The 25,329-nt window shown below is 60.2% G+C and carries 20 protein-coding genes; 9 read left to right on the forward strand and 11 right to left on the reverse strand.

Annotated features, from left to right (window positions below):
• Positions 1–15: 15 nt before the first annotated feature.
• The 4 genes from AD665_RS10665 to AD665_RS10680 all read right to left on the reverse strand — a co-directional run bounded on the left by AD665_RS10665 (position 16) and on the right by AD665_RS10680 (position 8,262).
• Positions 16–4,629: a dermonecrotic toxin domain-containing protein gene (locus tag AD665_RS10665; protein WP_053192035.1), complete on the reverse strand. Its 4,614-nt coding sequence runs from the start codon at positions 4,627–4,629 to the stop codon at positions 16–18.
• A gap of 396 nt (positions 4,630–5,025) precedes the next feature.
• On the reverse strand, positions 5,026–6,126 hold the full coding sequence (locus AD665_RS10670) for a polyamine ABC transporter substrate-binding protein (RefSeq protein WP_024777849.1): 1,101 nt from the start codon (positions 6,124–6,126) through the stop codon (positions 5,026–5,028).
• 11 nt (positions 6,127–6,137) lie between these two features.
• Positions 6,138–7,169, reverse strand: a complete 1,032-nt coding sequence (locus AD665_RS10675) for a histone deacetylase family protein (RefSeq protein WP_024777850.1) — start codon at positions 7,167–7,169, stop codon at positions 6,138–6,140.
• A 181-nt stretch (positions 7,170–7,350) separates the two neighbouring features.
• Complete coding sequence (locus AD665_RS10680) at positions 7,351–8,262, reverse strand: LysR family transcriptional regulator (protein WP_024777851.1); 912 nt, start codon at positions 8,260–8,262, stop codon at positions 7,351–7,353.
• A gap of 136 nt (positions 8,263–8,398) precedes the next feature.
• Between AD665_RS10680 and AD665_RS10685 the strand changes: the two genes are divergently transcribed.
• Positions 8,399–9,145, forward strand: a complete 747-nt coding sequence (locus tag AD665_RS10685) for an SDR family oxidoreductase (RefSeq protein WP_053192037.1) — start codon at positions 8,399–8,401, stop codon at positions 9,143–9,145.
• Between the two features lie 84 nt (positions 9,146–9,229).
• Positions 9,230–9,907, forward strand: coding sequence for a glutathione S-transferase family protein (locus AD665_RS10690; protein ID WP_053192039.1), 678 nt, complete (start codon positions 9,230–9,232; stop codon positions 9,905–9,907).
• Positions 9,908–10,032: 125 nt separating this feature from the next.
• Here AD665_RS10690 and AD665_RS10695 read toward each other — a convergent pair whose 3' ends face one another.
• The 5 genes from AD665_RS10695 to aspA form a co-directional block, all read right to left on the reverse strand.
• Complete coding sequence (locus AD665_RS10695; protein ID WP_053192042.1) at positions 10,033–10,395, reverse strand: DUF6124 family protein; 363 nt, start codon at positions 10,393–10,395, stop codon at positions 10,033–10,035.
• An 828-nt stretch (positions 10,396–11,223) separates the two neighbouring features.
• Positions 11,224–12,216 carry an AraC family transcriptional regulator gene (locus AD665_RS10700; RefSeq protein ID WP_024777855.1) on the reverse strand — a complete coding sequence of 331 codons (993 nt, stop codon included), beginning with the start codon at positions 12,214–12,216 and terminating at the stop codon, positions 11,224–11,226.
• Between the two features lie 187 nt (positions 12,217–12,403).
• On the reverse strand, positions 12,404–13,408 hold the full coding sequence (locus AD665_RS10705; protein WP_024777856.1) for an asparaginase: 1,005 nt from the start codon (positions 13,406–13,408) through the stop codon (positions 12,404–12,406).
• A gap of 132 nt (positions 13,409–13,540) precedes the next feature.
• Positions 13,541–14,989: an alanine/glycine:cation symporter family protein gene (locus AD665_RS10710; protein ID WP_024777857.1), complete on the reverse strand. Its 1,449-nt coding sequence runs from the start codon at positions 14,987–14,989 to the stop codon at positions 13,541–13,543.
• A 445-nt stretch (positions 14,990–15,434) separates the two neighbouring features.
• Positions 15,435–16,859, reverse strand: a complete 1,425-nt coding sequence (gene aspA, locus AD665_RS10715) for an aspartate ammonia-lyase (RefSeq protein ID WP_024777858.1) — start codon at positions 16,857–16,859, stop codon at positions 15,435–15,437.
• A 181-nt stretch (positions 16,860–17,040) separates the two neighbouring features.
• On the opposite strand from aspA, the gene AD665_RS10720 reads away from it, so the two are divergent.
• From AD665_RS10720 to AD665_RS10740, 5 genes are all read left to right on the forward strand, one after another.
• Positions 17,041–17,943 (forward strand): LysR substrate-binding domain-containing protein, encoded by a 903-nt coding sequence (locus tag AD665_RS10720; RefSeq protein WP_024777859.1) that lies wholly within the window; start codon positions 17,041–17,043, stop codon positions 17,941–17,943.
• A gap of 338 nt (positions 17,944–18,281) precedes the next feature.
• Positions 18,282–18,773 (forward strand): 5-(carboxyamino)imidazole ribonucleotide mutase, encoded by a 492-nt coding sequence (gene purE / locus AD665_RS10725; RefSeq protein ID WP_003196369.1) that lies wholly within the window; start codon positions 18,282–18,284, stop codon positions 18,771–18,773.
• 12 nt (positions 18,774–18,785) lie between these two features.
• Positions 18,786–19,871, forward strand: coding sequence for a 5-(carboxyamino)imidazole ribonucleotide synthase (locus tag AD665_RS10730; protein WP_024777860.1), 1,086 nt, complete (start codon positions 18,786–18,788; stop codon positions 19,869–19,871).
• Between the two features lie 100 nt (positions 19,872–19,971).
• Positions 19,972–20,217: a GlsB/YeaQ/YmgE family stress response membrane protein gene (locus AD665_RS10735; protein WP_003196372.1), complete on the forward strand. Its 246-nt coding sequence runs from the start codon at positions 19,972–19,974 to the stop codon at positions 20,215–20,217.
• Between the two features lie 88 nt (positions 20,218–20,305).
• Entirely contained in the window at positions 20,306–20,842 is a 537-nt protein-coding gene (locus AD665_RS10740; protein ID WP_024777861.1) for a DUF3299 domain-containing protein, read from the forward strand.
• A gap of 132 nt (positions 20,843–20,974) precedes the next feature.
• Here the strand turns inward: AD665_RS10740 and AD665_RS10745 are convergent, their stop codons facing one another.
• Complete coding sequence (locus tag AD665_RS10745) at positions 20,975–21,874, reverse strand: D-hexose-6-phosphate mutarotase (RefSeq protein ID WP_024777862.1); 900 nt, start codon at positions 21,872–21,874, stop codon at positions 20,975–20,977.
• Positions 21,875–21,931: 57 nt separating this feature from the next.
• Entirely contained in the window at positions 21,932–22,336 is a 405-nt protein-coding gene (locus AD665_RS10750; protein WP_024777863.1) for an acyl-CoA thioesterase, read from the reverse strand.
• A 384-nt stretch (positions 22,337–22,720) separates the two neighbouring features.
• Here AD665_RS10750 and AD665_RS10755 point away from each other — a divergent pair, with 384 nt between their 5' ends.
• Both AD665_RS10755 and AD665_RS10760 read left to right on the forward strand, forming a co-directional pair.
• Complete coding sequence (locus AD665_RS10755; protein WP_053192044.1) at positions 22,721–24,019, forward strand: MFS transporter; 1,299 nt, start codon at positions 22,721–22,723, stop codon at positions 24,017–24,019.
• Positions 24,020–24,191: 172 nt separating this feature from the next.
• Positions 24,192–25,190 carry a phosphate ABC transporter substrate-binding protein PstS gene (locus AD665_RS10760; RefSeq protein WP_024777865.1) on the forward strand — a complete coding sequence of 333 codons (999 nt, stop codon included), beginning with the start codon at positions 24,192–24,194 and terminating at the stop codon, positions 25,188–25,190.
• The last annotated feature ends 139 nt before the right edge of the window (positions 25,191–25,329 follow it).

A 25,329-nucleotide genomic window follows, 5' to 3' on the forward strand; every position in this document is an offset into this window, starting at 1 on the left:
GATGCCCGGCCTTGCTTATGACCGCGTTTTTCTAAAGAACACGTCCTTGGCCTGATCCACGGCGATTTCAGCGCGGTAATGGTCGATCAGTTGACGTTGGGTGAGGGATTCGGTGCCGGCGATGACGGTGGTCCTGTGATTGGCTTGGGTAACGGTTTTCAAGCGTGCGGAAAGATATGTGTAGGCGGGTACCCAGTTTGTCGAGTAACGGAAGTCTGCATACCAGAGCACCTTACCGGTTTTCATGTCCTTGATCTCATACCGGTCGAGGAAGCCATAGGGCGGATACTTGATGCGTTGCCGGCTCTTCTGTTTGGTGATGGAAATCAGGTTCCGACTTTTAAGCCATATGATGCTGCTCATGGTCGGCGGGCGTTGTTTGATGACATTCAGAACGGTTTCGAACCCCAGGACATAAAGGGCACTCGCTTCCTTCTCGAGCTGCACGCGCAAGGTTTCGGCCGAGCGTCGCTGCTCTTCTGGTAGTTCGAACGTTTCGTTTGAGGCCACGCCTTGCGCCTGGTCGAGGGCCTTCTTGATGGCCGCGCTGACTTTCTCCATCCTGCCCGCGTGGGCATTGAGGATCATCCCGATGCCGGCAGGTGTCTTGCTGGGCTGGTTCACGGTTTCCTCGATCTGTGTCTTGAACGCCGCCAGTCCGTTGATCAGGTCGTTGCCCTTCGTGATGCTGATATTCAAGGCCGGGACGGTGGAGCTCGAGGCGTCGTGTTTCATATGCGGGATCCATTCGCCGGTTTCCTTGCGATGGAACGTGACGATGATGTCTCCCGAGAACGGATTCTTCACATCGAGCCAATCGGTTTCCTCCATCGATCGGGATAAACGCGGCTCGCCGCTGACCAGGCCCCAGAAGCGCGCCCGGATGAACTTTTTCCTCGGCCTGGGGCGTTGCTCATACGGGGAACCAGCGTTTCGCCGATCCCTTCTCTCATCGAGGGCGGCCGCCAGATGACGCAACGTCCATTGTTCAAGCGTAGCGATCCCCGTGCGCAGTCGGGCGAGTTGGGGCTGACGCACGCTGCTCTTGTACTCGTTACCCAGGTAGTGGAGGTGTTCGTCGATGGCGGCGAACTGCTCGGCCAGGCTACCGAATGCATCGATCCGCTCATCCAGCCGGATCACGCTGCGCTCATCGATGGCGTCGCGCAGGCTTTGGTACGCGACCGTGGCGTTATCGACAACCTGGTTGAGCGCTCCCCAGCCTTCGGGCATCGACTCGACACTTTCCAGTGTCAGGCACAGGTGACGAAACATATCGATCTTGATCAGGCGAAGGTCGGCGGCCGTATAGATCGGCATCTTCTTACGGTGCCGCCGGATGAATTCGAAACCTTCATAGCCGACGTTCTTCAGTTCGGTGAAGCGCGTCTCCATATAGTCCAGGCGCTCGATCATGTCGTCACCGACGCTGACCATGCTCTCGGCGGCGTCAATGTGCTGTTGTTCCAGCACCTTGACCCCGGACGTGATCAAGCCTTTGGCTTTGTCCAAGGCCGGAATGAAGCGTTCCTGGAGAGCTTCCAACTCGGCGAACGTGAAGTTGACCTGGGCGTTCAGGTAGCCAAGTCGGGTTCGAGGGTAGTCGGGCCTTGACTGGAAAAGCGGCCATTCCATCAGCGTTCTCAACGCTTGCTCGTAGTTTTCCCGCTGGGTTTTCAGCGTGGCGACATACACATCGCGCTTGATTTCCCTGGCCGCGCCCGACGCTTCGTCCATTGCCTCGGCCTGCATTGTCAGCGCTTTCTGGTTCTGCGGCTTCTTTGCTTCGAATTGATTCAATGCAGCTAGCAGATCGATCCGACGCCGCTGCGCGTCGGCGATGACTTTCTGCCTGACACCTTTGGACCCGCCACCGCGTATCCGCAGGCGTGTGTCGATGTGCCATTTGCCGTGGGCATCACCCATCAGGGGAGGGCCCTCGCGGGAGGGATTTTTTCCGTCGACGATAGAGACCAACTCGCCTTCGACCCGCACCTTGAACCACTTGCCGGCCATTTTTGCGTGCCAGTCCCCCGTCTGTTCGTAGAGTCCCTTGAGCACACCCTCGGTTTGGAGCTCTCCCGGATCTGCGGGTTCGTCGATGCTGAAGGTGTCGATGAACTGTGCGCTTTCCCGCGATCTGCCCATCAAGGCGCCAACGGAACGGATGGTCTCGTAGTGCTCGGTCGGCAGCGACGTATTCGGAAGCGCTCCGAGTTGCTCTATCACCAGTTTGTGGGGTGTTTTTGGCAGGTTTTCCAGTTCGCGCACCTCCGGCGGGGCTTTTGCCCGGTGAGGACTCCTGGCGGCCCTGGCGCGGTCGATGGCGTGCGTAATGATCGCCAATGCGATGTTCAACAGCAGGTCAGTGAACGCCTCCCACTTGGCCGGTCGTTCGGCCTCTGGTTTGTTTTGCATCAATGTGTCGACGTCGTCCAGGATTTGCCAGAGCCAGGCTGCGGTGCCAACGGCGGTTCCCAGGTAAGGCAAGGTCAGGTTGAACATCAGCCAGCCCGCGCGTTTGAAGGTTTCCCAGCGATTTTCCTGGTTGGACACCGATTGCCGATCGGCCAGTTCGACCAAGGCATCGGCATTGGCCTTGAACAACTGCGGCAGGAAATCCGTCCCCAGGGTTTTGTCGGTCAAACTGACGGGACCGCTATAAGCCAAGGAAGTCAAAGGGTCGGTCACGAACGACACGATGCCCCAAGGGGAGGGCAGCAGGTCTGGAAAAACCAATCGACCGTAATCGTTACGCACCCCATCAGGCAGCCAGGCCAGCACCGATTGGCGTAACGAAGGGATCTGCCGGATCGCATACAACAGATTGCTGAACGATGGGTACTGGCTCAGCTGCGGCTCCAGCATGGGCCGATACAGCACGCAAGGCCCGGCGCTCGCATCCTCGGGGCCGATGACGAACATATTGGTCACGACGTCTTCCGAGTCACCCAGTTGCAGTTCGGGTACGAAGGCCAGTTGGCGCACGACAATGGCTTTTCCATCCACCTTGCGATCGGCTTCATCAAGCTCCATCAGCGCGGCGACGTAGCGGTAACCCCTATCGTCCAGGCGTCCTTCCCCACGGATTTTGCATTCCAGCGCCAGCATTGGCAGCTGGATGCGCAACTGGGAGGTGTACAACTTTTCGCGGCGGCTCGACTCTGCCGGATCGTCGAGCAGTTTGCCCTTCACCAGCTCGAGGTAAGTGCGACCGATATCGACTTGGGCGATGAGGTTTTCGATGTACGCCACGGTCATCCACTCGGGCAACTCGTTCTCGCCCAGGGATTGGACGGCTTTGTCGCCCAGGGGAAGCGCAATCAGGTTCTGCAAGGCGAGCTCGACCAAGGTGAAGCGGGTGGTATCGATCTTTCCGGGCACGACGAAGCTTCCCCAGATAACGGGGCTGCGTACCTCGAACTCGATTTCATTCAGATCGAGCGTCGAGGCATCGGGATGGTCCAGGACCATCTGTTTCTTCAGCTCGCTTAACGCGTAGTCCTTGATGGCAGGAATCCCATCCAGATAGGTTTTGCCGGCATGGGATTGATTGAGTATCGACAGGTTCTTCATGTACTGGGCAAACAGCGTCTGATCGGACGGCGAGGCCTCCAGCAACCAATGGGGCATCTGTCTCTGGAACCAGGCCACGAGCTCGTCCTCAGCGGCTTCTTCGCCGTTGACAGGGGGCTCGTAGGTCACCCAGGTCTGCGGGGAGGACCCGATGACCTTGACCTGCTCGGCAATCATCCCGCAGGCCTTGTGATCGAAAATGTTGCCGTCGGGCTCAAACAGCCGCCACTGGATTTTGCGATAGGTGGCCGTACCGAAATGGGTCGGGAGGGATTGGCCCAGGGCTTGCTGTGAAGCGAACTTCTCGTAGCCGTTGACGATCGAGTACTTGAGGATGACTTCCTTGCCTTCGATGGTGCCGATCAGGACCACGATTGAGTTGTCGCCCAGACGTTTCACCTCTGGACCATCCACCTTGTCGACGTCGATCAGATACGCGTGGGTGTCATAAGGGTCGCTCTCCTTGCGGTTCTTGCGGTCGGGGTAATGGAACAGTTGCCTGGCCATGTCGCACTCAGTCGTCGTCCAGTCCTCGATACGCCCGACGTTCCACGCCTTGCGCAGGGTGCTGGAGAGTTCATGCCAGCGTGGGCCGGACTCGCCAACGGATGCATTCCAGTACGCCAGTTGTTGCTCCTGACAGGCCGTCAACATGGCCGGCACCAGCTCATTGACCAGGCGCCCGATCTGGTCGATGCGCACTGGCAAATGCACATTCGGGGACGTCAGTGGTAGCTGGGTCAGGTAATGCAACCCTTCGATCAACAGCATCGGATCGCTTTTTTCGTTCACCAGGCCGGCCAGCATTTCGGCAAGGGTTTCATAGCGGGTCGGGCGTGGCACGATTTCGCCGTCGACAATGTCCCAGCTCGGTTCGCCGACCACGGTGTTGTGTGGGTCAAGGTTCAGCGTGGGGTAGAGTTTCTTGAGGCCGTCGCGCAGAAGTATGGACGCGACCTCCGGATACGTGGGGCCGGCGAGCAACTGATTCAATATAGCGTCCCTGGGGTTGGCGTCGGCCTTGGGGATCGTGGTGGTAGAAGTGTTTGTCATCTGAGTCTCCCTGTCTCGCGATGAATGGAATCCCGAAGCCGAACGCTTCGGGATCTCCATGCTAGAGGGGCGAGAAACAGGGAAGGTGGTAACTATGTATTGCTCGTGTCGTTAAGGGCCTGGTGATGCCGCTCCCTGTGGGAGCAGCGGCGTACTCGACATTCATGCACAGAACCTGTGGGAGCGAGCCTGCTCGCGATGACATCGGCACATCCAACATCGCAGCTAACCGACCCACCGCCATCGCGAGCAGGCTCGCTCCCACCATGGGATTGGCGGTCTACTCGATCTTCATGCACGACACAGAACCTGTGGGAGCGGGCTTGCTCGCGAAGGCGTCGGCACATCCAACATCGCCGGTGACTGACCCACCGCCATCGCGAGCAGGCCCCCTGGTCATTGCCCCGACTTGATCCGGGTCCAGACCCGCGTGCGCACCCGTTCGGCATCCCGCGGCAAAGGCTGCAAGGTATACAGCGTCGCCATGGCCGCCTCTGTCGGGTACAGGTTGGGATTGCCACGAATCGCCGGATCCACCATTTCGGTAGCATCCTTGTTCGGATTCGGATAACCCACAAAATCACTTATCGGCGCAATCACCTTCGGCTGCAGCAAGTAGTTGATAAAGGCGTACGCGTCATCCGGGTTCTTCGCCCCTTTCGGAATGGCGAGCATGTCGAACCAGATCGGCGCGCCTTCCTTGGGCAGCCGCATGTCCACCGTCACACCGTTCTTGGCATCCTTGGCCCGATTGGCCGCCTGGGAAAAACTCCCGGAATACCCAACCGCCACGCAAATATCGCCATTGGCGATGTCCGCCATGTACTTGGAAGAATGGAAGTACGTAATGTGCGGCCGGAGCTTCATCATCAACGCCTCGGCCTTGGCATAATCCGCCGGCTTCTTGCTGTTGGGGTCCAGTCCCAGGTGCTGCAAGGCCAGGGGCAGGATTTCCGAAGGTGAATCCAGCAGCGCCACGCCGCACTGCTTGAGCTTGCTGATGTTCTCTTCCTTGAAGATCAGGTCCCAACTGTCCACTGGCGCGTTATCACCCAGGACCGCCTTGACCTTGTCCGGGTTGAAGCCGATCAGAATGGTCCCGTACATGTACGGCACGGCGAACTTGTTGCCTGGATCGTTGGCCTCGATCAACTTCATCAACTTGGGATCGAGGTGATTCCAGTTCGGCAACTTGCTGCGGTCCAGCGGCTGGAACACACCGGCCTCGATCTGCTTGGCAAGGAACACATTGGAAGGCACCACCACGTCATAACCGGAATTACCGGTCAGCAACTTGGCCTCCAAGGCTTCATTGGTATCGAAAATGTCGTAGACCAACTTGACCTGACTGTTCTGCGCCTTGAAGTCTTCCAGGGCCTTGGGCGTGATGTAGTCGAACCAGTTGTAGACGCGCAAGGTCCGCTCTTCGGCCTGGGCGGCGCTACACAGCAGCGCGGTGCAGAGGGCGGGGACCATCAAACGCTTGAGTCTTTGCATGCTCTTCTTCCTCATTGGGCGCTTTGAAAACCTTCGAGAACATTCACGGCGTTGATGCCGATTTCCGCCACCGCATAGCCGCCTTCCATCACGAACAGCGTCGGCTTGCCAAGTGCCGCGATGCGTTTGCCCATCGCCAGGTAATCCGGGCTGTCGAGCTTGAACTGCGAGATCGGGTCATCCTTGAACGTGTCCACGCCCAGCGAGACGACGATGACATCGGCGTCGTAACCCTGGACCTCGCTGCACGCCTGCTCCAGCGCAGCACTCCAGGTGTCCCAGCCTGAACCGGCCGGCAACGGATAGTTGAAGTTGAAGCCTTCGCCAGCGCCTTCGCCGCGCTCGTCCGCATAACCGAGGAAGAATGGAAATTCTGCCTCTGGATGGCCATGAATCGAGGCGAACAGCACATCGCTGCGCCCATAGAAGATCGACTGAGTGCCGTTGCCGTGGTGGTAATCCACATCGAGGATTGCGACCTTCCCATGGCCCTGGTCGAGAAACGCCTGTGCCGCGATGGCTGCGTTATTGAGGTAGCAATAACCCCCCATCAGATCACTGGCTGCGTGATGCCCCGGCGGCCGACACAGCGCAAAGGCACTGCGCGCGCCACGCTGGATCTCGGCCTGGGCGGTGAGGGCCACCTGGGCTGCGCTGTAGGCGGCTTGCCAGGTCCCGGCAGTGATCGGCGCGCCACCGTCGAAGCTGTAATAACCGAGTTGGCCGTGCAGGCTCTTCGGGATCACCGTGCGCAGGGTGCGAGCCGGCCAAGTGAAGGGCAGCAAGTCGCCGTCGCGGTTGTATTCGGCCCAGCGATCCCAGGCGCCTTTGAAGAACTCCAGGTAGGCGGGGGTGTGGATGCGCTGGATGGGTGCCAGGCCGAAATCCCGTGGCGCTTGCACCGGCCCCAACGCGCGAGCCTTGACCCGCTCCAGCACGTGGTCGGCGCGGGAGGGCATTTCGAAACAGGGCATGAGCTGCCCGTCCATGAGCTCGCAACGGCCGTGGTGCAGGTGGTGATCGTCTGAATAGATCGTCAGCATTGTTGTTCTCCGCAAGGGGACTGATCGGTTGAGGATAGTCTTGCGGCGGGTGGCACTCAGGAGAACGGTGGGAGAGGCCAAAAGGGGATTGAAATGGCCAAAAGGTTTGACCGGAAATGGCTCTTTGGTGGGATCAGGACCTTAGGATCAAGGCATGGCGATGGCGCGGTCGTACGCTGGACTATTGCAACTGAGACAGCTTGTGGCGCTCGCTGAATGCAGGACTCTTCGCAAATACTTCGGCGATGAAATCCATGAATACGAGGGCGCGTTTGGGCAGGAGCCTATCCGCCAGGTAGACGACTTGAAGGGGGACGGGCGGGGCCACGTAGTCCCTTAGCACCAACTGCAGATTGCCATTCTTCAGCCCTTCCTCGTAAAGCCATTCGGGCCCCTGTGCGATCCCCAGCCCTGCATTGACACATTCTCGTATGGCCTCGGGCGAGTTGACCCGGAGCCTGCCGGAAACTGGAACATCGATATTGCGGAAACGCCATGTGGTGCCTGTCGACAGCAGAGTGTAGATCAGGCAATCGTGCGTTCTCAGATCATTGGGCGTAACGGGGATTCCGCGTTTGGCCAGGTATCCCTTGCTGGCAACGCACACACGCTCGAACCAGGCCAGCGGTCGGGCACGCATTGCGCTGTCTTCCAGATGCCCGATGCGAATCGCCAGTTCAGCCCCTTCGTCGACCAGATTTACATAGCGGTCATTGAGCTGCAGATCGAGCGTCAACTCTGGATAGCGTTCCAGGAAGGCAGAGACATGCGGCAAGACGAAGGTATGGGCTAGCGCGGTCGGACAGGCGATGCGCAACAATCCGGACGGGGCGACGTTCTCCCTGAAGGACGACTCCGATTGTGCTACGGCGTCGAGAATGCGCAGGGCGTCTGCGTAATAGCGCTCTCCCTCGGGGGTGAGAGCAAGCTTTCGCGTGGATCGGTGCAGCAACCTGGTCTGTAGATGATCTTCCAGCGCCGCCACATAGCGGCTGACGTTGGGCTGACCCAGCCCCAAGTCGCGCCCCGCAGCCGAGAAACTTCCTGTCTCGACAGCGCGGACAAAGCAGGTCATCAGCAGCAGTCGATCCATTTGGGCCCTTATTCATGCAGTTTCGGCATGGAATGTATGCAAATAAACAATCTTATCAATATGTGGGCATGAATACATAGTTTCCCTCAAGCAGGTCAGTGCATCGACTGACCTTGAAAACCGAAGGAAACTTTACATGTCCCGATTACAAGGCAAACGCACTCTCATTACCGGTGGCACCAGCGGCATTGGCCTGGAAACGGCCAAGCAATTCCTTGCTGAAGGCGCACGGGTGATCGTCACTGGAGTCAATCCGGCATCCATCGCAAATGCCCAGGCGGAACTGGGGAGCGAGGTTCTGGTACTCCGTGCCGACTCGGCCAGCATCGCTGCTCAGAAGGAACTGGCGCATGCCGTTCAGACTCACTATGGCCAACTCGATGTTGCCTTCCTCAATGCGGGCGTATCCGTTTGGCTGCCAATCGAAGAGTGGACGGAGGACATGTTCGATCGCTCCTTCGACATCAACGTCAAGGGGCCGTACTTTCTGATTCAGGCGCTGCTACCCGTCTTTGCGAACCCCGCGTCGGTCGTGCTCAATACATCGGTCAATGCACACATCGGCGCTGCGCATTCATCGGTGTATGGGGCGACAAAGGCCGAGTTCCTCAACATGTCGAAGACGCTTTCGAGCGAACTGCTCCAGCGTGGCATTCGTTTCAATGCCGTCAGCCCCGGCCCGGTCGATACGCCGCTTTACGACAAGCTCGGGATTCCCGATGCCTATCGCGAGCAGGTCAACAAAGACATCGTTGCGACCATCCCGTTCGGCCGCTTCGGCACGCCCGAGGAAGTCGCCAAGGCTGTGCTGTACCTGGCTTCGGACGAGTCACGATGGACGGTTGGTTCGGAAATCATTGTCGACGGCGGCCGCTCGCTCTAAGTGCTTCGCACGAACGACGCTTCTATATAGCCCGGCGCCCATGCGTGGCGGCGGGTGCGGATTCTTTTATTGATGGGTATTCCAATGTCCCGATCACCGCTGGTGCTCGTCAGCCACCACTTGTGTCCATTCGTTCAGCGAGTGGCCATCGTGTTGCTCGAAAAAGAAGTTTCCTTTCAGCGTCTAAATGTCGACCTTCGCGACAGGCCGGACTGGTTTCTGACGATGTCACCAACGGGCAAGGTTCCGCTGCTCAAGGTGCCAGATGGCAATGAGGGCGGGTCCGTTCTATTCGAGAGCGTCGCCATCTGTGAATACCTGGAGGACGTGCACCCCGACCCTGCGTTGCATCCGGTGAATGCGCTGACCCGAGCACAACACCGCGCCTGGATCGAATTCGCATCTGCCACCTTGGGGGACGCATGGGGATTTCTGAACGCCTCAGATCAGCAGACAGCCCTTGGAAAATCCGCAGCTTTGAGAGGAAAGCTGGAGCGATTCGACGGTGAAATGTCAGACGGCCCTTATTTCGCCGGACAAAGACTCAGTATGGTCGACATCGCCATGGCCCCGGTCTTTCGCTATTTCGACATACTTGGATTCGCATCCAACCACCCTCTGTTCGATGGGCTGAGCCGAGTGGCTGAGTGGCGTCGTGCCCTGGCTAAACATCCCAGTATTCAGGCGGCCGTTGCAGAGGACTACGCCGTCCGGTTCCGCGAGCATTTGCAAGAAGCAGGAGCGGTACTGGCGACTGCATAGGGACGTTACACCCTTCAATGGATGTGCGACGAAATCGGCCCTCAAGTCGTTGTCATGGCCGTTCAGGACAAACACTTCTGAAGTGAACCCGACGCAATGCGCCGGGCTTGCGGGAAGGCTTACGGCTATCGCGGATCAACGTTATCCAGCGCCCGGTTTGCCAGCAACGAACTCAGCTCGATCAATTGCTGAATGCCAAGGGCAACGTGGCGGCGAGAGCCATCCAGTTCAAATGCCAAATCGCTGACCATCGCATCAGCCGAAGCCAGGGTTTCGCTGAGGTTGGCGAGCAGGCATTCGGTGTCGACGTCTTCTACGACGGTGAACAGCTGACCCGGTTGGGTGGTGGCTTCAGGTTTTTCCGGTTTCGGTAATAGGTAAAAATCCAGAGCACGTTTGGCGGCGGCGTCGAGTTTTTGGGCGTTGATGCCGTCGGTGTAGGGGGAGGTTGGGTCTGCTTCTGGAGGGTTCGGAGTTATTTTGAACATTCGTATATTTCCACTAGTAGGGCCGCAACCGTCTCGCTACTAAACGAAAGGCGGCAGCTGTGCGCAAGTTAGTAGACCGGTGAAATACACAAAGCCCGGCGCGCCCGAAGGCGCCATGCGCACAGCCACCATCGAATGCAGGCGAATGCCTGATTGATGAGGCTCATGCAGCCATGTGTATTACCGGGCTACTAAACCCGACCACTGATGGGCAGTGGCAGGGAAACGATAGAGCCAGGGGACAAGGCGCACAAGCGGGCGGATTCTGGCGTAGTTGTAGGTAAAGGCGCAAGGTTGGGTAGCCTGGTGGAAGGCTGGCGGTAAGGCCATGCGCGGTGGGCTCGGAGATGGCTGTAACTTGTGGCGAGGGAGCTTGCACTATTCGACGGCGTAGTCGTCGCGGGTTTGCTGGCATGGTACATGGTGCGTCATGGTTGATCGGATCCCTTGCCATAGAAACACGAAAGCCCGCAGAGATTTCTCTCAAGCGGGCTTCGGAAGGTAGGCTCGAGAATCACTTCTCATGCGTGGGGGTAATGTGTATTGCGGAACAATCACTCTGTCAACAGGTTGGATGAATACTCATAATCCGCGGGCTTCCCGTGGTGTCTGGCGGTCAGGGCATGCGATGCGGGCTGAAGATGGCTCAAAATGTATGGCGAAGGAGCTTGCTCCCGTTCGGCGGCGTAGCCGTCGTGGGTTGGCTGGTGTGGTTTTCGGTAGGAATGCGTCGGCTGAATTGGGGCTGCTGCGCAGCCCGGCGGGGCGGTGCGACGCTTCGCTAAATCCCCTCGCCACAGGAGATAAAAGCTGTCCCCAGGTTTGGGCTCAGGGCCTGAACTGACTCGGCGCCACGCCGCTCCAGCGGACGAAGGCGTGGCGGAAGCTGGCGGTTTCGCTGAAGCCCAGCAGTTCGGCGATGCGGTGGATGGGGAGTTGGTCCTCGCAGAGCATTTGCTTGGCCCGCTCGAAGCGTAGTTCGTCCAGTAGCTCCTGGTAGCTGCAACCCGAATCCTTGAGGTGCCGGCGTAACGTGCGGGCGGAGCAGTTCATTTGTTCGGCCAGGCCTTCCAGGCCGGGGGCGGCGTCGAGTTGGGCGGCGAGCAGTTGGCGGATGCGGCCCAGCCAAGCCTGGCGGCCGGTGAATTCGATGTTTTGCTTGCGGCAGCGTTCGGCCATGGCGTGGTGGGTGATGGGGTCGGCCAGCGGCAACGGGTGATCGAGCCAGTGGCGGTCGAAGGCAAAGGCGTTGTCGATGGCCCCGAAACGCACCGGGCAATCGAAATGGGCCCCGTAGCGGGCTTGGTAATCCGGTGCCGGGTGTTCGAAGCGCGCCGCGCGCAAGGGCAGCGGGTGACCGAGCAGGTCGTTGCAGATGACTTTCAGCGAGACCATGCAGAATTCGGCATTGAACGCGGCCAGGGCTGGGGCCTCTCGATAATCGCTGGCGCTGAACCAGAGATGCTCGCCGTCGTCTTCCAGGTTCAGGTCGAAGAGTGTTCCCAATAGCGCCGGATAGCGCAGCGCCAGTTGCAAGGCGTCACCTAAGGTGGCACTGGTGAGCAGGGCGTAGCCGAGCATGCCGTAGGATGAAACGTGCATGCTGCGTCCCAATTCCAGGCCGATGTCGTGCTTGAGAGCTACGGCGTTGGCGCAGACCTGCATTTCCTGGTTGGTGGTGATGCGCGTGTCGGCCCGGCTCAGGTCCGCTGCGCTGATGCCGCTGCCGGCCAGCAATGCATCACTAGGCAGGCCTTCGTGCTTGAAGGCGCTGAGCACCAGTGAGACGGCGTTGAGGGTGGTGAGGTGGGAATGAAGCATGTCCGTTTCCAGCCTGGGGAGGCTGTAAATGGAGCAGGTTGTGTGCCGGGAGTAAAGCCCAACGTTGCCAAGCTTCGTGGCGGCAAATTGTCGGAGCAGAGCCTGGTCGCGATATATCGCCGCGATTTCTGAGGATCGCGTCAACGTCGTCGCGGGCAAGCCTTGCTCCCACAGGTGTGCCTGGCGGTCAGATCAGTTCGCCACACAGGTCCAGCTCAACCAACCGCCGAACCTCATCCACCGGCAGCCCTGCGCCGATCAACGCCTGCAACTTGCCGAACGCAGCCTCGCGGGTCATGCCGCCGCCGGACAGCACGCCGACGCCGCGCAAACGGCTGCCGGCCTCGTACACGTCCAGCTCCACGCCGCCTTCATGGCATTGGGTCACGGCGACCACCACCACATCGTTGTCCCGCGCTCGGGCCAGGCTGGCGAGGAAGGCTGGGTTGTCGCTTGGGCCGGTGCCGCTGCCGTAGCATTCCAGCACCAGCCCCTGGATCCCGCTGCCCAGCAGCCCATCGAGGATGTCGGCGCTGATGCCCGGGAACAACGGTAGTACCGCGACGTTCGCCAACTGCTTCGGCTGGTTGTAATTCAGCTGCGCCGGCAGCGAAGTGGCTTTGGCACCGCCGCCCTGACGCTCCAGGCGTTTGAACGGATGGCGACCGAAACTGCGCACTTTCGCGCAACGGGTCGGCGCCAGCAGCTCGCCGTGGAAGTACAGGTGTACGCCCGGCGCCAGGCCTTGGCCGAGGGCGACCAGGGCGCCGCTGAGGTTCTCCCAGGCATCGCTGTCGGTCACGCCGGCGGGCAGCATGGAGCCGGTGAAGCAAACACGGGCGTGCAGGCCCAACAGCTGGAAGCTCATCGCCGCCGCGCTGTAGGCCAGGGTATCGGTGCCATGCAGGATCAATACGCTGTCGCACCCCTGCACATCCACGGCGTCGACCACCGCTTCGCGCAGTTGCTGCCAGTAGGCCGGGGTCATGTTGGCGCTATCGATCAACGGCGACATTTCCCGGAAGCGCCATTGCGGGATAACCAGTTCAGGTTGGCTGTGCAGGTAGTCGCGCATGCGTGCTTCAAAGCCGGATGCCGGAGCGAGGCCATGGGCGCTGGCTTGCATACCGATGGTTCCGCCGGTGTAGAGCACCATGACGTGCTGGGCGGCAGGGTAGGTCGAGGAATTCATGGTCGTTCTCCGAGGACGAAAACGGCAGCTTGATCGAGCTGCCCCAACATAAGGTCGAGCATGACGCCGACCTTACGCTGTGTCACGCCGGGCGCAGGGGATGCGCCCGGTTTTTTGCAGCAGGTTTGCCGATCAGCGTTGCGCTGCGGCCACACCGGTCACCGCGTCAGGCTGGGCAGCCGCTGCGGTTGGGGTGGCTGGCCAGGCTTTGCGGTCCAGGTCCAGGTCCGGGAACTTGCTGGAATCAAAGACCGGAGTCTTGATGCCGGCCGAACGCTGGGCGTCGTAGTCGCGCAGGATGCGCATGCCGACCTTGAACAGCAGGAACAGGGCGATCAGGTTCACGAACGCCAGCAGGGTCATGGTGATGTCGGCGAAGGCGAACACGGTGCTGAGGTTTTCGATAGCGCCCCAGAAAATCAGGACCAGAACCATTGCGCGATAACCGATCAGCGCTTTGCGGTTTTCACCGAGCATGAAGCGCAGGTTATTTTCGCCCAGGTAGTAGTTGTAGAGGATCGAGGTGAACACGAACAGCGCCAGGGCCACGGAGATGAACATCCGGCCCCAGTCACCGACCACGGCGGCCAGGGAGTTCTGGGTCAGGGCAATGCCGTCGCCTTCGAAGCCAGGGGTGTAGAAGCCCGACAGCAGGATCAGCAGCGCGGTGCAGGTGCAGATCACGAAGGTATCCAGGAACACGCTGAAGGCCTGGACTACGCCTTGGGCAACCGGGTGCTCGACCGAAGCAACGGCGGCTACGTTAGGCGCACTGCCCAGGCCTGCTTCGTTGGCGAAGACGCCGCGCTTGACGCCCATGACGATGGCGCTGCCGATCAGGCCACCAAACGCCTGGTCCAGGCCAAAGGCGCTCTTGACGATGGTTGCCAGCATGGCCGGTACGTGGTCGAACTGCAGCGCGATCACATAGATGGTCACGGCGATGTAGGCCAGGGTCTTGACCGGTACCAGCAGGTCGGCAACGCGGGCGATACGCTTGATTCCGCCGATGAACACCAGGCCCAGCAGCACGGCCAGGCCCAGACCGGTGTAAGTGGTGTCGAGGCCGAAGGCGTTGTTCAGCGAGTGGGTCACGGCGTGGGCTTGCAGGCCGTTGAAGGCGAAGCCGAAAGTGACCAGCAGCAGGAAGGCCATGATCATGCCCAACCAGCGTTTCTGCAGGCCGTGCTGAATGTAGTAGGACGGGCCGCCACGGTACTGGCCTTCGGAGTCGCAGCGCTTGTAGAGTTGGCCGAGGGAGCACTCGAAGAAACTGCTGGACATGCCGACCAGCGCGGTTACCCACATCCAGAACACTGCACCGGGGCCGCCGAGGGTCACGGCGATGCCGACACCGGCAATGTTGCCCGCGCCGACACGACCGGCGAGGCTGAGCATCAGGGCCTGGAAGGAGCTGAGCTGATCGGTGCTGCTTTTGAGGCTGTCACGGAATACCGCGAACATATGGAAGAAATGACGGAACTGGACGAAACGCGAGCGGATCGTGAAGTAGCCGCCGAGCCCGACAATGAGCGCGATCAGCACTTTCCCTGAGAGGAAGTCGTTGATGACTTCAAGCATGAGTATTCCTCGCTGTTTTTTGTTTAAGCAAATGCTGGCCATTTGGAAACATCCCGAAACATCCGTCGGCGCACGGCTTGACAGGTGAGGCGAGGTTTCGTCCCGGTCCAATTCGCGGGTTTTATTAGTTCGGGTTTCGCATGTTTAAGGTCTCGCTACCGACGACCACTCATGCGAAGAGGGGCGGCACTATACCTATCAGAGCCGCGCCCGTCTGCACAGTTGTGGTGCAAGCGACGAAACGTTGTGCCGCAATCGGAAAAAATCGCAGCCTTCGACAGCCCTTTTTGAGAGCTGGCGAAGGCTGCGATCTTGTCCAGTGTTGTCGTTTTCGGCATAAGGTCTCCTGGCGACGGTAAAAAAAGGGCTTGGGGAACGAGTCCCCAAGCCCTCAAAAGGTGAGAGGTGTCTAGTCCCTCGACCTGGTGAGCGGTGGTTGCATCGATCACGCTTTCAGCGGGACCAGACGCGGAGCAATCATGTTTTCCGGGCGCAGGATGTCGTCGAGCATGGCGTCGTCAAGCAAGCCCTCCTCGCGCACCAATTCCAGCACGCCACGGCCGCTTTCCAGAGCAACACGGGCGATGCGGGTGGCGTTTTCATAGCCGATGTACGGGTTCAGGGCGGTGACCAGGCCGATCGAATGCTCGACCAGTTCGCGGCAGCGCGCTTCGTTGGCGGTGATGCCGACGATGCAGTGCTCGCGCAGCATGTCCATGGCTCGTTGTAGCAGGCGGATCGAGTCGAAAATCTTGAAGGCGATCAGCGGTTCCATCACGTTCAGTTGCAGTTGCCCGCCTTCGGCCGCCATGGTCAGGGCCAGGTCGTTGCCGATGATCTGGAACGCCACCTGGTTGACCGCTTCCGGGATCACCGGGTTGACCTTGCCGGGCATGATCGAGCTGCCTGGCTGGCGGGCCGGCAGGTTGATCTCGTTGATGCCGGTACGTGGGCCGCTGGACAGCAAGCGCAGGTCGTTGCAGATCTTCGACAGCTTCACCGCGGTACGCTTGAGCATGCCGGAGAACAGGACGAAGGCACCCATGTCGGAGGTGGCTTCGATCAGGTCTGCGGCCGGTACCAGCGGCTGGCCGCTGATGGTTGCCAGGCGCTGCACGGCCAGGGCCTGGTAGCGCGGGTCGGCGTTGATGCCGGTGCCGATGGCGGTGCCGCCCAGGTTCACTTCGGTCAGCAGTTCGGGGGCCAGGGTCTTCAGGCGCGCCAGGTCTTCGCTCAGGGTGGTGGCAAAGGCGCGGAATTCCTGGCCGAGGGTCATTGGCACGGCGTCCTGCAGCTGGGTGCGACCCATTTTCAGGACATGGCCGAACTCTTCACCCTTGGCGGCGAACGACTGGATCAGGCTGTCGAGGCTGGCCAGCAACGCATCGTGACCGAGCAGCAGACCCAGGCGGATCGCGGTCGGGTAGGCGTCGTTGGTAGACTGCGCCATGTTCACGTCGTTGTTCGGGTGCAGGTACTGGTATTCGCCTTTCTGGTGGCCCATGGCTTCCAGGGCGATGTTGGCGATGACTTCGTTGGCATTCATGTTGGTCGACGTGCCGGCGCCGCCTTGGATCATGTCCACCACGAATTCTTCGTGGAAGTCGCCGCGGATCAGACGCGCACAGGCTTCGCTGATGGCTGCATGCTTGGCTTCGCTGAGTTGGCCCAACTCGCGGTTGGCGTCAGCGGCAGCCTGTTTGACCATTGCCAGACCGATCACAAGCTTGGGGTAATGCGAGATCGGAACGCCCGAGAGACGGAAGTTGTTCACCGCTCGCAGGGTCTGGATGCCGTAATACGCTTGCGCTGGTACTTCGAGTACGCCAAGCAGGTCTTTTTCTGTGCGGAATGATGCAGCGGAGGACATGATGGAAATCATCTCGATAAGGACCCGGTCTGTGCCGGAACGCTGTGGATCGTAGGCTTTCGTAAACGTCAGGGCCAATGCTGTTAAACACTGCCCTATGCATATTCGGCATAATGCTGATGTGACGCCGACGGTACGGCGGACGTGTGACCTGTTTTGGTGCGTGGTTCGGGAGAACGTGATGAATCTTGAAAGCAAATGGCTTGAGGACTTCAGTGCTCTGGCGGCTACTCGCAGTTTCTCCCAGGCGGCCGAACGGCGTTTCGTCACGCAACCAGCATTCAGCAGACGGATTCGTAGCCTGGAAGCAGCGTTGGGGCTGACCTTGGTCAATCGCTCCCGCACGCCGGTCGAGCTGACGGCGGCCGGGCAGTTGTTCCTGGTGACGGCGCGCACTGTCGTGGAGCAGTTGGGTGAGGTGTTGCGGCATTTGCATCATCTGGAAGGCGGGCAGGGCGAAGTGATCCAGGTGGCGGCCGCGCACTCCTTGGCCCTGGGCTTCTTTCCGCGCTGGATCGCGCAACTGCGCAACGACGGCATGAACATCGCCACGCGCCTGGTGGCGACCAACGTCGGCGATGCCGTCCATGCCCTGCGTGAGGGCGGCTGCGACCTGATGCTGGCGTTCTACGACCCGGATTCGGCGATGCAGATGGACCCGGAAATCTTCCCTTCGCTGCACCTGGGCCAGACCGAAATGCTGCCGGTGTGTGCTGCCGATGCCAACGGCAAACCGTTGTTTGACCTCGAAGGCGAGGCCAGCGTGCCGTTGTTGGCCTACAGCGCCGGGGCGTTTCTCGGTCGCTCGGTGAACCAGCTGCTGCGCCAACGGGCGCTGCGCTTCACCACGGTCTACGAAACGGCCATGGCCGACAGCTTGAAAAGCATGGCCCTGGAAGGCCTGGGCATCGCCTGGGTGCCACAACTGAGCGTGCGCGCCGAACTGGCCCGGGGCGAACTGGTGATCTGCGGTGGCGGGCAATGGCACGTCCCACTGGAGATCCGCCTGTACCGCTGCGCCCTGGTGCGCAAGGCCAATGTGCGGTTGCTGTGGCGCAAGCTCGAAGGCGGTGCCGGCTCCTGAAAACAGGCAAGATCCTTGTGGGAGCGAGCCTGCTCGCGATGACGGACTGACGTTCAACATCACTGTTGCCTGGCCCACCGCTATCGCGAGCAGGCTCGCTCCCACAGAGGGGGAACCGGTGTGCTTTTGTATTGACCTCCAAGTCAATAAAACCGCTGTCCAGGCACAAATGACAGATGGTCGCGACAGGGGCTGTTTATCTGCTTCATTGCGGTATACTGCGCGGCCTTCGGCCGGTCCAGATCGGCCATTATTCGTACAACAAGCCACGCCGGTTTCCCGCGTGGCTTGTTGTTTTTTGACGCGCCTGCGGGCGCCCAGAGAGAAGAGGCACATTGATGAGTGCATTGGTTGGCGTGATCATGGGCTCCAAGTCCGATTGGTCCACCCTTAGCCACACCGCCGATATGCTGGAAAAGCTCGGCATTCCTTATGAGGTGAAAGTGGTCTCTGCCCACCGCACCCCGGACCTGCTGTTCCAGTACGCCGAAGAAGCCGAGGCCCGTGGCATCGAGGTGATCATCGCCGGTGCCGGTGGCGCGGCTCACCTGCCAGGCATGTGTGCGGCCAAGACCCACCTGCCGGTACTGGGCGTGCCGGTACAGTCGTCGATGCTCTCGGGCGTCGACTCGCTGTTGTCCATCGTGCAAATGCCGGCGGGCATTCCGGTCGCGACCCTGGCCATCGGCAAGGCCGGTGCGATCAATGCGGCCCTGTTGTCGGCGAGCATCCTGGGTGCCAAGCATCCACAGTTTCATACCGTGCTGAAAAAATTCCGCGCTGAGCAGACAGACAGCGTCCTGGACAATCCAGACCCACGCATTGCCTGAGGTTGTTGACGAATGAAGATCGGTGTAATCGGTGGCGGCCAGTTGGGTCGCATGTTGGCCCTGGCGGGTACGCCGCTGGGGATGAACTTCGCTTTCCTGGACCCGGCGCCGGACGCCTGTGCCGCCGCGCTGGGTGAACACCTGCGGGCCGACTACGGCGACCAGGATCACCTGCGCCAACTGGCCGATGAAGTCGATCTGGTGACGTTCGAGTTCGAGAGCGTTCCGGCCGAAACCGTTGCCTTCCTGTCCCAGTTCGTCCCGGTCTACCCAAGCGCCGAAGCCTTGCGCATCGCCCGCGACCGCTGGTTCGAGAAGAGTATGTTCAAGGACCTGGGCATTCCCACTCCGACCTTCGCTGACATTCAGTCCCAGGCCGACCTGGAAGCCGCCGTCGCTGCCATCGGCCTGCCGGCCGTGCTCAAGACTCGCACCCTGGGTTATGACGGCAAGGGCCAGAAGGTCCTGCGCAACCCTGAAGACGTAGCTGGTACGTTCGCTGAACTGGGCAGCGTGGGCTGCCTGCTGGAAGGTTTCGTGCCGTTCACCGGTGAAGTCTCGCTGATCGCCGTGCGTGCCCGCGACGGTGAAATCCGTTTCTACCCGCTGGTGCACAACACCCACAAGGACGGCATTCTCAAACTCTCCGTGGCCAGCACCGACCATCCGCTGCAGGCCCTGGCCGAGGACTACTCCAGCCGGGTGCTCAAGCAGCTCGACTACGTCGGTGTGATGGCGTTCGAGTTCTTTGAAGTGGACGGCGGCCTCAAGGCCAACGAAATCGCTCCTCGGGTGCACAACTCCGGGCATTGGACCACCGAAGGCGCCGAATGCAGCCAGTTCGAGAACCACCTGCGGGCGGTGGCCGGGCTGCCGCTGGGCTCGACCGCCAAGGTCGGTGAAAGCGCGATGCTGAACTTCATCGGCAAGGTACCGGACACCGATAAGGTCATGGCGATTGCCGACTGCCATCTGCATCACTATGGCAAGGCGTTCAAGGACGGGCGCAAGGTCGGTCACGCCAACCTGCGTTGTGCTGACCGGGCTACGCTGGCCCAGCAGATCATCAAGGTCGAGACGCTGATCGCCGAGCAGTAGTGCGCAATTGCGGTTGAACCATTCATCGGCAAATCTCTCTCATGGCTAAGCGCCAAAGCCTCACCAGGCTTTGGCTTGGCGTCTTAAAGAGGGAAATGCCATGGGAATCATCGGAACCATCTTCATCGGCTTGATCGTAGGCCTGCTGGCACGCTTCCTTAAACCGGGCGACGACAGCATGGGCTGGATCATGACCATCCTGCTCGGTATCGGCGGTTCGCTGGCAGCCACCTATGGCGGCCAGGCCCTGGGTATCTACCAGGCCGGGCAAGGGGCCGGTTTCATCGGTGCCCTGGTCGGCGCGGTTGTGCTGCTGGTGATCTACGGCCTGATCAAAAGAAACTGAGTCAATGCGACAAAGCCCTCTGCGCACGGCGCGCGCGGGGGGCTAGAATGCCCGGCGTTCCATCATTCACTCATTGCCGAGCCTTTTCATGCGCCGTCTAGTGTTGACCCTTCTTCTGCTGGGCAGTGGCCTGGCCCATGCTGCCGAGCTGCCGGAAACCGACTGGCTCGAACTGATGCCCAAGTCGGACCAGAAAGCCCTCGAGGCCATGCCCGAGATCGACCACAACTCCCCCGAAGCCAACGGCACCTTTACCCAGAAGGGTGGCCTGAAGCAAAGCAAAGGCTTGCCGGCGGTGATGTATTCGACCAAGACCGTGGCCTCGATGAACGACAAGCACATCCGCATCGGCGGCTATCCGGTGCCGCTGGAAACCGACGCCAAGGGCCGCAGCACGCTGTTCTTCCTGGTGCCATACCCCGGCGCCTGCATCCACGTCCCGCCACCGCCACCTAACCAACTGGTGCTGGTGCGCTACCCCAAGGGCCTGAAGCTCGACGACATCTACACACCGCTGTGGGTGATCGGCACGCTGAAGATCGAAAAGGTCGACAACGACCTGGCGAGTGCGGCGTATGCGCTGGATGCGGAGAAGGTGAGGGCGGTGCAGGAAGCGGATTTGTAGCTCAGGTCAACCTGACGCAGATCCCCTGTGGGAGCGAGCCTGCTCTCGATAGCGGTGGATCAGTCAAAGTAATGGTGGCTGACAGATCGCTATCGCGAGCAGGCTCGCTCCCACAGAGGGATGTGATGGGTTTTAGAGCGGTTTGCTAGTGATGCTCACACCCAGGGTATGACTGGCCTTGGGCAGCAACGTCACCACATCGTGCATCACGTTTGCCGTTTCGATGCACAGCATGCGCTGCCAGCCATCGTCGGCCATGTCGCTGAAGGCCTTGGCGCGTTCTGTCCAGGGGTTCCAGATTACCGCCGAGCGTGAGCCGCTGCTGGTCAGTTCGATCCGCCGTTCCCAATGTGGGTCGACGATGCTCAGTGTCGCCGGGGTATCGAGATAGATACGGTCGGTCTCGCCGGCAAAGTGCAGGTCGCCGGCCTGGGTGGCGGTTTTCCAGTCATCCAGGGTCTCGATGTAGTTCAAGCCGGCCACACCTTCGACATGCACGTTGCGCACGTCGCTCACGGCGAAATAGCTGTGCAGCGCCTGGCTGAGGCTGACGGTTTCGCTGCCGCGGTTATGGCTGGTGAGGCTGATATGCAGTTGCGCGTCCATCACGATGGTCAGCGTCAGGTCGACCTGATGAGGCCAGCCCGCCAGGCCGTTTTCGGGATGGGGCAACACGAATTCGACTTTCAGGCCTTCGCCCTCGGCCTCGATGCCTTTCAGTTCCCAATCCATTGCCCTCACCAGGCCGTGAGCGGTGGCCGGCTCGTTGCTCACGCGCATGGCCTGGACGCTGTCGGGGTTGCGTGTCAGGTTGCCGAACCATGGCCAGCACACCGGAACACCGGCGCGGATGCTCTTGCCAGCCTTGAAGGTCGCCTGGTCATTGAGCCAGATCAGCGGCGGCTGGCCATCCACTTGGTAGCTGAGAATATGCGCGCCCTGCTGGGCCACCAGCAACTCGGCCTGGCCGTGGCGGATACGCCAGCCATTGAGTTCATCCAGTTTGACGGCTTCGACGTTGGGCGTGGGCATACTGCAAACCTCGTTCAGGAACAGGAACCGCAATGGACCACAAAACGGCCGTCGCGTTTAACGAGCGCGCGGCGGAACCGAACGGGTACGGCCACTGCCGTCGATGGCGACGAACACGAATACCGCCTCGGTCACCTTGCGCCACTCACTGGAGAGCGGGTCGTCGCTCCAGACCTCGACCATCATCTGGATCGAGCTGCGGCCGATCTCCAGGGTCTGGGTGTAGAACGAAAGCTGTGCACCTACGGCCACCGGCACCAGGAACGCCATGCGATCGATTGCCACGGTCGCCACACGCCCGCCGGCTACCCGGCTGGCCATGGCCGTGCCGGCCAGGTCCATCTGGGACACCAGCCAGCCGCCGAAAATATCGCCGAAACCATTGGTGTCGCGGGGAAGCGCGGTGATTTGCAAGGCCAGGTCGCCTTGCGGGATTGGATCTTCTTGTTCGAGCTCTATCATGCCGGGGGTGCCTCTGACCCGTAACGCTGTCTTGTGCTTCAGGTGAATAGCCGTCTTTGAAAAAAACGATTCAGCCCGAACACATTGCGTTCGTCACGTTTTTCGTAAAGGCGTGCTAAAGGGATACTCTGCGAAACCGGCTGGTACTGGTGTTTTCTCCTACAAACTCTGCACCACCAACGACGTTTTCGCACAGCAACCCCTTACAGAGTGTCGCAAGCTAGCGAGTATATCGGGCGATAGGCGTCGAGACGACTACCGGGTTCTGATTTCGACTGAGAATGACGCGCATCCCTGTGCTTTTTCCAACAATTTGCTATCGTGCCAAACCGCTCCAACCCCGATTTGCGGGTTGCAGAACCGACTATAAGAGAAGCCTTCGCCATGACCACTGCGCCTTCGAGCACGGCAGCCCCTGCGCAACCCGCCCGTCCATTGACCCGCAACGATTACAAGACCCTGTCGCTGTCTGCCCTGGGCGGTGCCCTGGAGTTCTACGATTTCATCATTTTCGTGTTCTTCGCCACCGTGGTCGGCAAATTGTTCTTTCCCGTCGACATGCCCGAGTGGCTGCGCCTGATGCAGACGTTCGGCATCTTCGCCGCTGGCTATCTGGCCCGGCCCCTGGGCGGGATCGTCATGGCGCACTTCGGCGACCTGCTGGGGCGCAAGAAGATGTTCACCTTGAGCATTTTCATGATGGCCGTGCCTACCCTGATCATGGGACTGTTGCCCACCTATGCGCAGATCGGCATGTGGGCGCCGATTCTGCTGTTGCTGATGCGGGTGATCCAGGGCGCGGCCATTGGCGGCGAAGTGCCGGGGGCCTGGGTATTTGTCTCCGAACACGTTCCGGGGCGCCACATCGGTTATGCCTGCGGTACCCTCACCTCCGGCCTGACGGCGGGGATCCTGCTGGGCTCGCTGGTGGCCACCGCGATCAACAGTCTCTATACGCCAGTGGAAGTGGTGGATTACGCCTGGCGCATTCCGTTCCTGCTGGGCGGTGTGTTCGGCCTCTTGTCGGTCTACCTGCGCCAGTGGCTTCACGAAACCCCGGTGTTTGCCGAGCTGCAACTGCGCAAGGCCCTGGCTGAAGAGGTACCGCTGCGCGCCGTACTGCGCGACCACCGCGGAGCCATCGTGATTTCAATGCTGCTGACCTGGTTGTTGTCCGCTGCCATCGTGGTGCTGATCCTGATGACCCCGACGGTCCTGCAGACGGTCTACCATTTCGCGCCGACCACCGCCTTGCAATCCAACAGCGTGGCGATCGTGATGCTGAGCATTGGCTGCATCCTGGCCGGTGCCCTGGCGGACCGCTTCGGTGCGGGGCGGGTCTTTGTCTTCGGCTGTGCCGCATTGCTGGCCAGCGCCTGGGCCTTCTACCACAACCTTGCCGACCATCCGCAGTGGCTGTTCCCGATGTATGCCCTCACCGGTCTGCTGGTGGGCACCATTGGTGCGGTTCCCTATGTCATGGTCAAGGCTTTCCCGCCGGTGGTGCGTTTCAGCGGCCTGTCGTTCTCCTACAACGTTGCCTATGCCATTTTTGGTGGCCTGACGCCGATGATCGTCAGCCTGCTGCTCAAAGAGAGCCCGATGGGGCCGGCTTATTATGTGGCGGTGTTGTGCGGGGTCGGGATGGTAGTGGGTGGCTACCTCTGGAGGAAAGGGCGCTGATCGAAAGGATGACTGGAAGCTTTTGTAGCGAGGGGATAAATCCCCTCGCTACAACATCTTGTAAAACTCAATGCTGGCCTTTCATCCAATTGTCATATTTCAGCCATAGAGTGTTCACACGGCTTACCGATACTTGGCCGACTTAACACACCCTATCTGCTAGGAGTAAGGCATGAAACTGAAGCGTTTGATGGCGGCAATGACTTTTGTCGCTGCTGGCGTTGCGACTGCCAACGCGGTTGCCGCTGTTGACCCTGCGATCCCGAGCTACACCAAGACCACTGGTGTTTCGGGCAACCTGTCCAGTGTCGGCTCCGATACCCTGGCAAACCTGATGACCTTGTGGGCAGAAAACTACAAGAAGGAATACCCGAACGTAAACATCCAGATTCAGGCCGCCGGTTCCTCCACCGCGCCGCCCGCACTCACCGAGGGCACCTCCAACCTGGGCCCGATGAGCCGCAAGATGAAGGACAACGAACTGCAGGCCTTCGAGCAGAAGTATGGCTACAAGCCAACCGCTATCCCGGTTGCCGTGGACGCCCTGGCTGTATTCGTACACAAGGACAACCCGATCCAGCACCTGACCATGGAGCAGGTCGACGCGATCTTCTCGTCCACCCGCTTGTGCGGCGCCAAGGCTGACGTCAAGACCTGGGGTGACCTGGGTGTGACCGGCGACCTGGCCAACAAGCCGGTTCAACTGTTCGGTCGCAACTCGGTATCCGGCACCTACGGCTACTTCAAGGAAGAAGCCCTGTGCAAAGGTGACTACAAGCCAAACGTCAACGAACAACCTGGCTCGGCTTCGGTAGTACAGTCGATCAGCTCCTCGCTCAACGGCGTGGGTTACTCGGGCATCGGCTATAAGACCGCCAGCGTTAAAACCGTGGCCCTGGCCAAGAAAGGCAGCACCGAGTTCATCGAAGACAGCGAAGAAAACGCACTGAACGGCAAATACCCGCTGTCGCGTTTCCTCTACGTGTACGTCAACAAGGCACCGAACAAGCCTCTGGCCCCGCTGGAAGCCGAATTCGTGAAGATGGTCCTGTCCAAGCAAGGTCAGGAAGTCGTGGTCAAGGACGGCTACATCCCACTGCCAGCCAAAGTGGCCGCGAAGGCACTGGCTGACCTGGGTCTGTCGGAAGGCGGCAGCGTCGCCAAGAAGTAACACCTGAGCCCGGGCCAACGCCTGGCTCTCTGTGGGAGCGGGCTTGCTCGCGAATGCAATGGATCAGTCGGCATTGATGTCGAATGTGCTGGCCCATGGCGAGCAAGCCCGCTCCCACAGACACCAATTTCCTCTCCGC

Origin of the sequence: Pseudomonas corrugata, from assembly GCF_001269905.1 — a bacterium.
Taxonomy (GTDB): Bacteria; Pseudomonadota; Gammaproteobacteria; order Pseudomonadales; family Pseudomonadaceae; genus Aquipseudomonas; species Aquipseudomonas corrugata.

Bases quoted from the DNA above. Each gene is read 5' to 3' on its own strand.
- AD665_RS10665 (WP_053192035.1), bottom strand. From the start codon at position 4,629: ATGACAAACACTTCTACCACCACGATCCCCAAGGCCGACGCCAACCCC.
- AD665_RS10670 (WP_024777849.1), bottom strand. From the start codon at position 6,126: ATGCAAAGACTCAAGCGTTTGATGGTCCCCGCCCTCTGCACCGCGCTG.
- AD665_RS10675 (WP_024777850.1), bottom strand. From the start codon at position 7,169: ATGCTGACGATCTATTCAGACGATCACCACCTGCACCACGGCCGTTGC.
- AD665_RS10680 (WP_024777851.1), bottom strand. From the start codon at position 8,262: ATGGATCGACTGCTGCTGATGACCTGCTTTGTCCGCGCTGTCGAGACA.
- AD665_RS10685 (WP_053192037.1), top strand. From the start codon at position 8,399: ATGTCCCGATTACAAGGCAAACGCACTCTCATTACCGGTGGCACCAGC.
- AD665_RS10690 (WP_053192039.1), top strand. From the start codon at position 9,230: ATGTCCCGATCACCGCTGGTGCTCGTCAGCCACCACTTGTGTCCATTC.
- AD665_RS10695 (WP_053192042.1), bottom strand. From the start codon at position 10,395: ATGTTCAAAATAACTCCGAACCCTCCAGAAGCAGACCCAACCTCCCCC.
- AD665_RS10700 (WP_024777855.1), bottom strand. From the start codon at position 12,216: ATGCTTCATTCCCACCTCACCACCCTCAACGCCGTCTCACTGGTGCTC.
- AD665_RS10705 (WP_024777856.1), bottom strand. From the start codon at position 13,408: ATGAATTCCTCGACCTACCCTGCCGCCCAGCACGTCATGGTGCTCTAC.
- AD665_RS10710 (WP_024777857.1), bottom strand. From the start codon at position 14,989: ATGCTTGAAGTCATCAACGACTTCCTCTCAGGGAAAGTGCTGATCGCG.
- aspA (WP_024777858.1), bottom strand. From the start codon at position 16,859: ATGTCCTCCGCTGCATCATTCCGCACAGAAAAAGACCTGCTTGGCGTA.
- AD665_RS10720 (WP_024777859.1), top strand. From the start codon at position 17,041: ATGAATCTTGAAAGCAAATGGCTTGAGGACTTCAGTGCTCTGGCGGCT.
- purE (WP_003196369.1), top strand. From the start codon at position 18,282: ATGAGTGCATTGGTTGGCGTGATCATGGGCTCCAAGTCCGATTGGTCC.
- AD665_RS10730 (WP_024777860.1), top strand. From the start codon at position 18,786: ATGAAGATCGGTGTAATCGGTGGCGGCCAGTTGGGTCGCATGTTGGCC.
- AD665_RS10735 (WP_003196372.1), top strand. From the start codon at position 19,972: ATGGGAATCATCGGAACCATCTTCATCGGCTTGATCGTAGGCCTGCTG.
- AD665_RS10740 (WP_024777861.1), top strand. From the start codon at position 20,306: ATGCGCCGTCTAGTGTTGACCCTTCTTCTGCTGGGCAGTGGCCTGGCC.
- AD665_RS10745 (WP_024777862.1), bottom strand. From the start codon at position 21,874: ATGCCCACGCCCAACGTCGAAGCCGTCAAACTGGATGAACTCAATGGC.
- AD665_RS10750 (WP_024777863.1), bottom strand. From the start codon at position 22,336: ATGATAGAGCTCGAACAAGAAGATCCAATCCCGCAAGGCGACCTGGCC.
- AD665_RS10755 (WP_053192044.1), top strand. From the start codon at position 22,721: ATGACCACTGCGCCTTCGAGCACGGCAGCCCCTGCGCAACCCGCCCGT.
- AD665_RS10760 (WP_024777865.1), top strand. From the start codon at position 24,192: ATGAAACTGAAGCGTTTGATGGCGGCAATGACTTTTGTCGCTGCTGGC.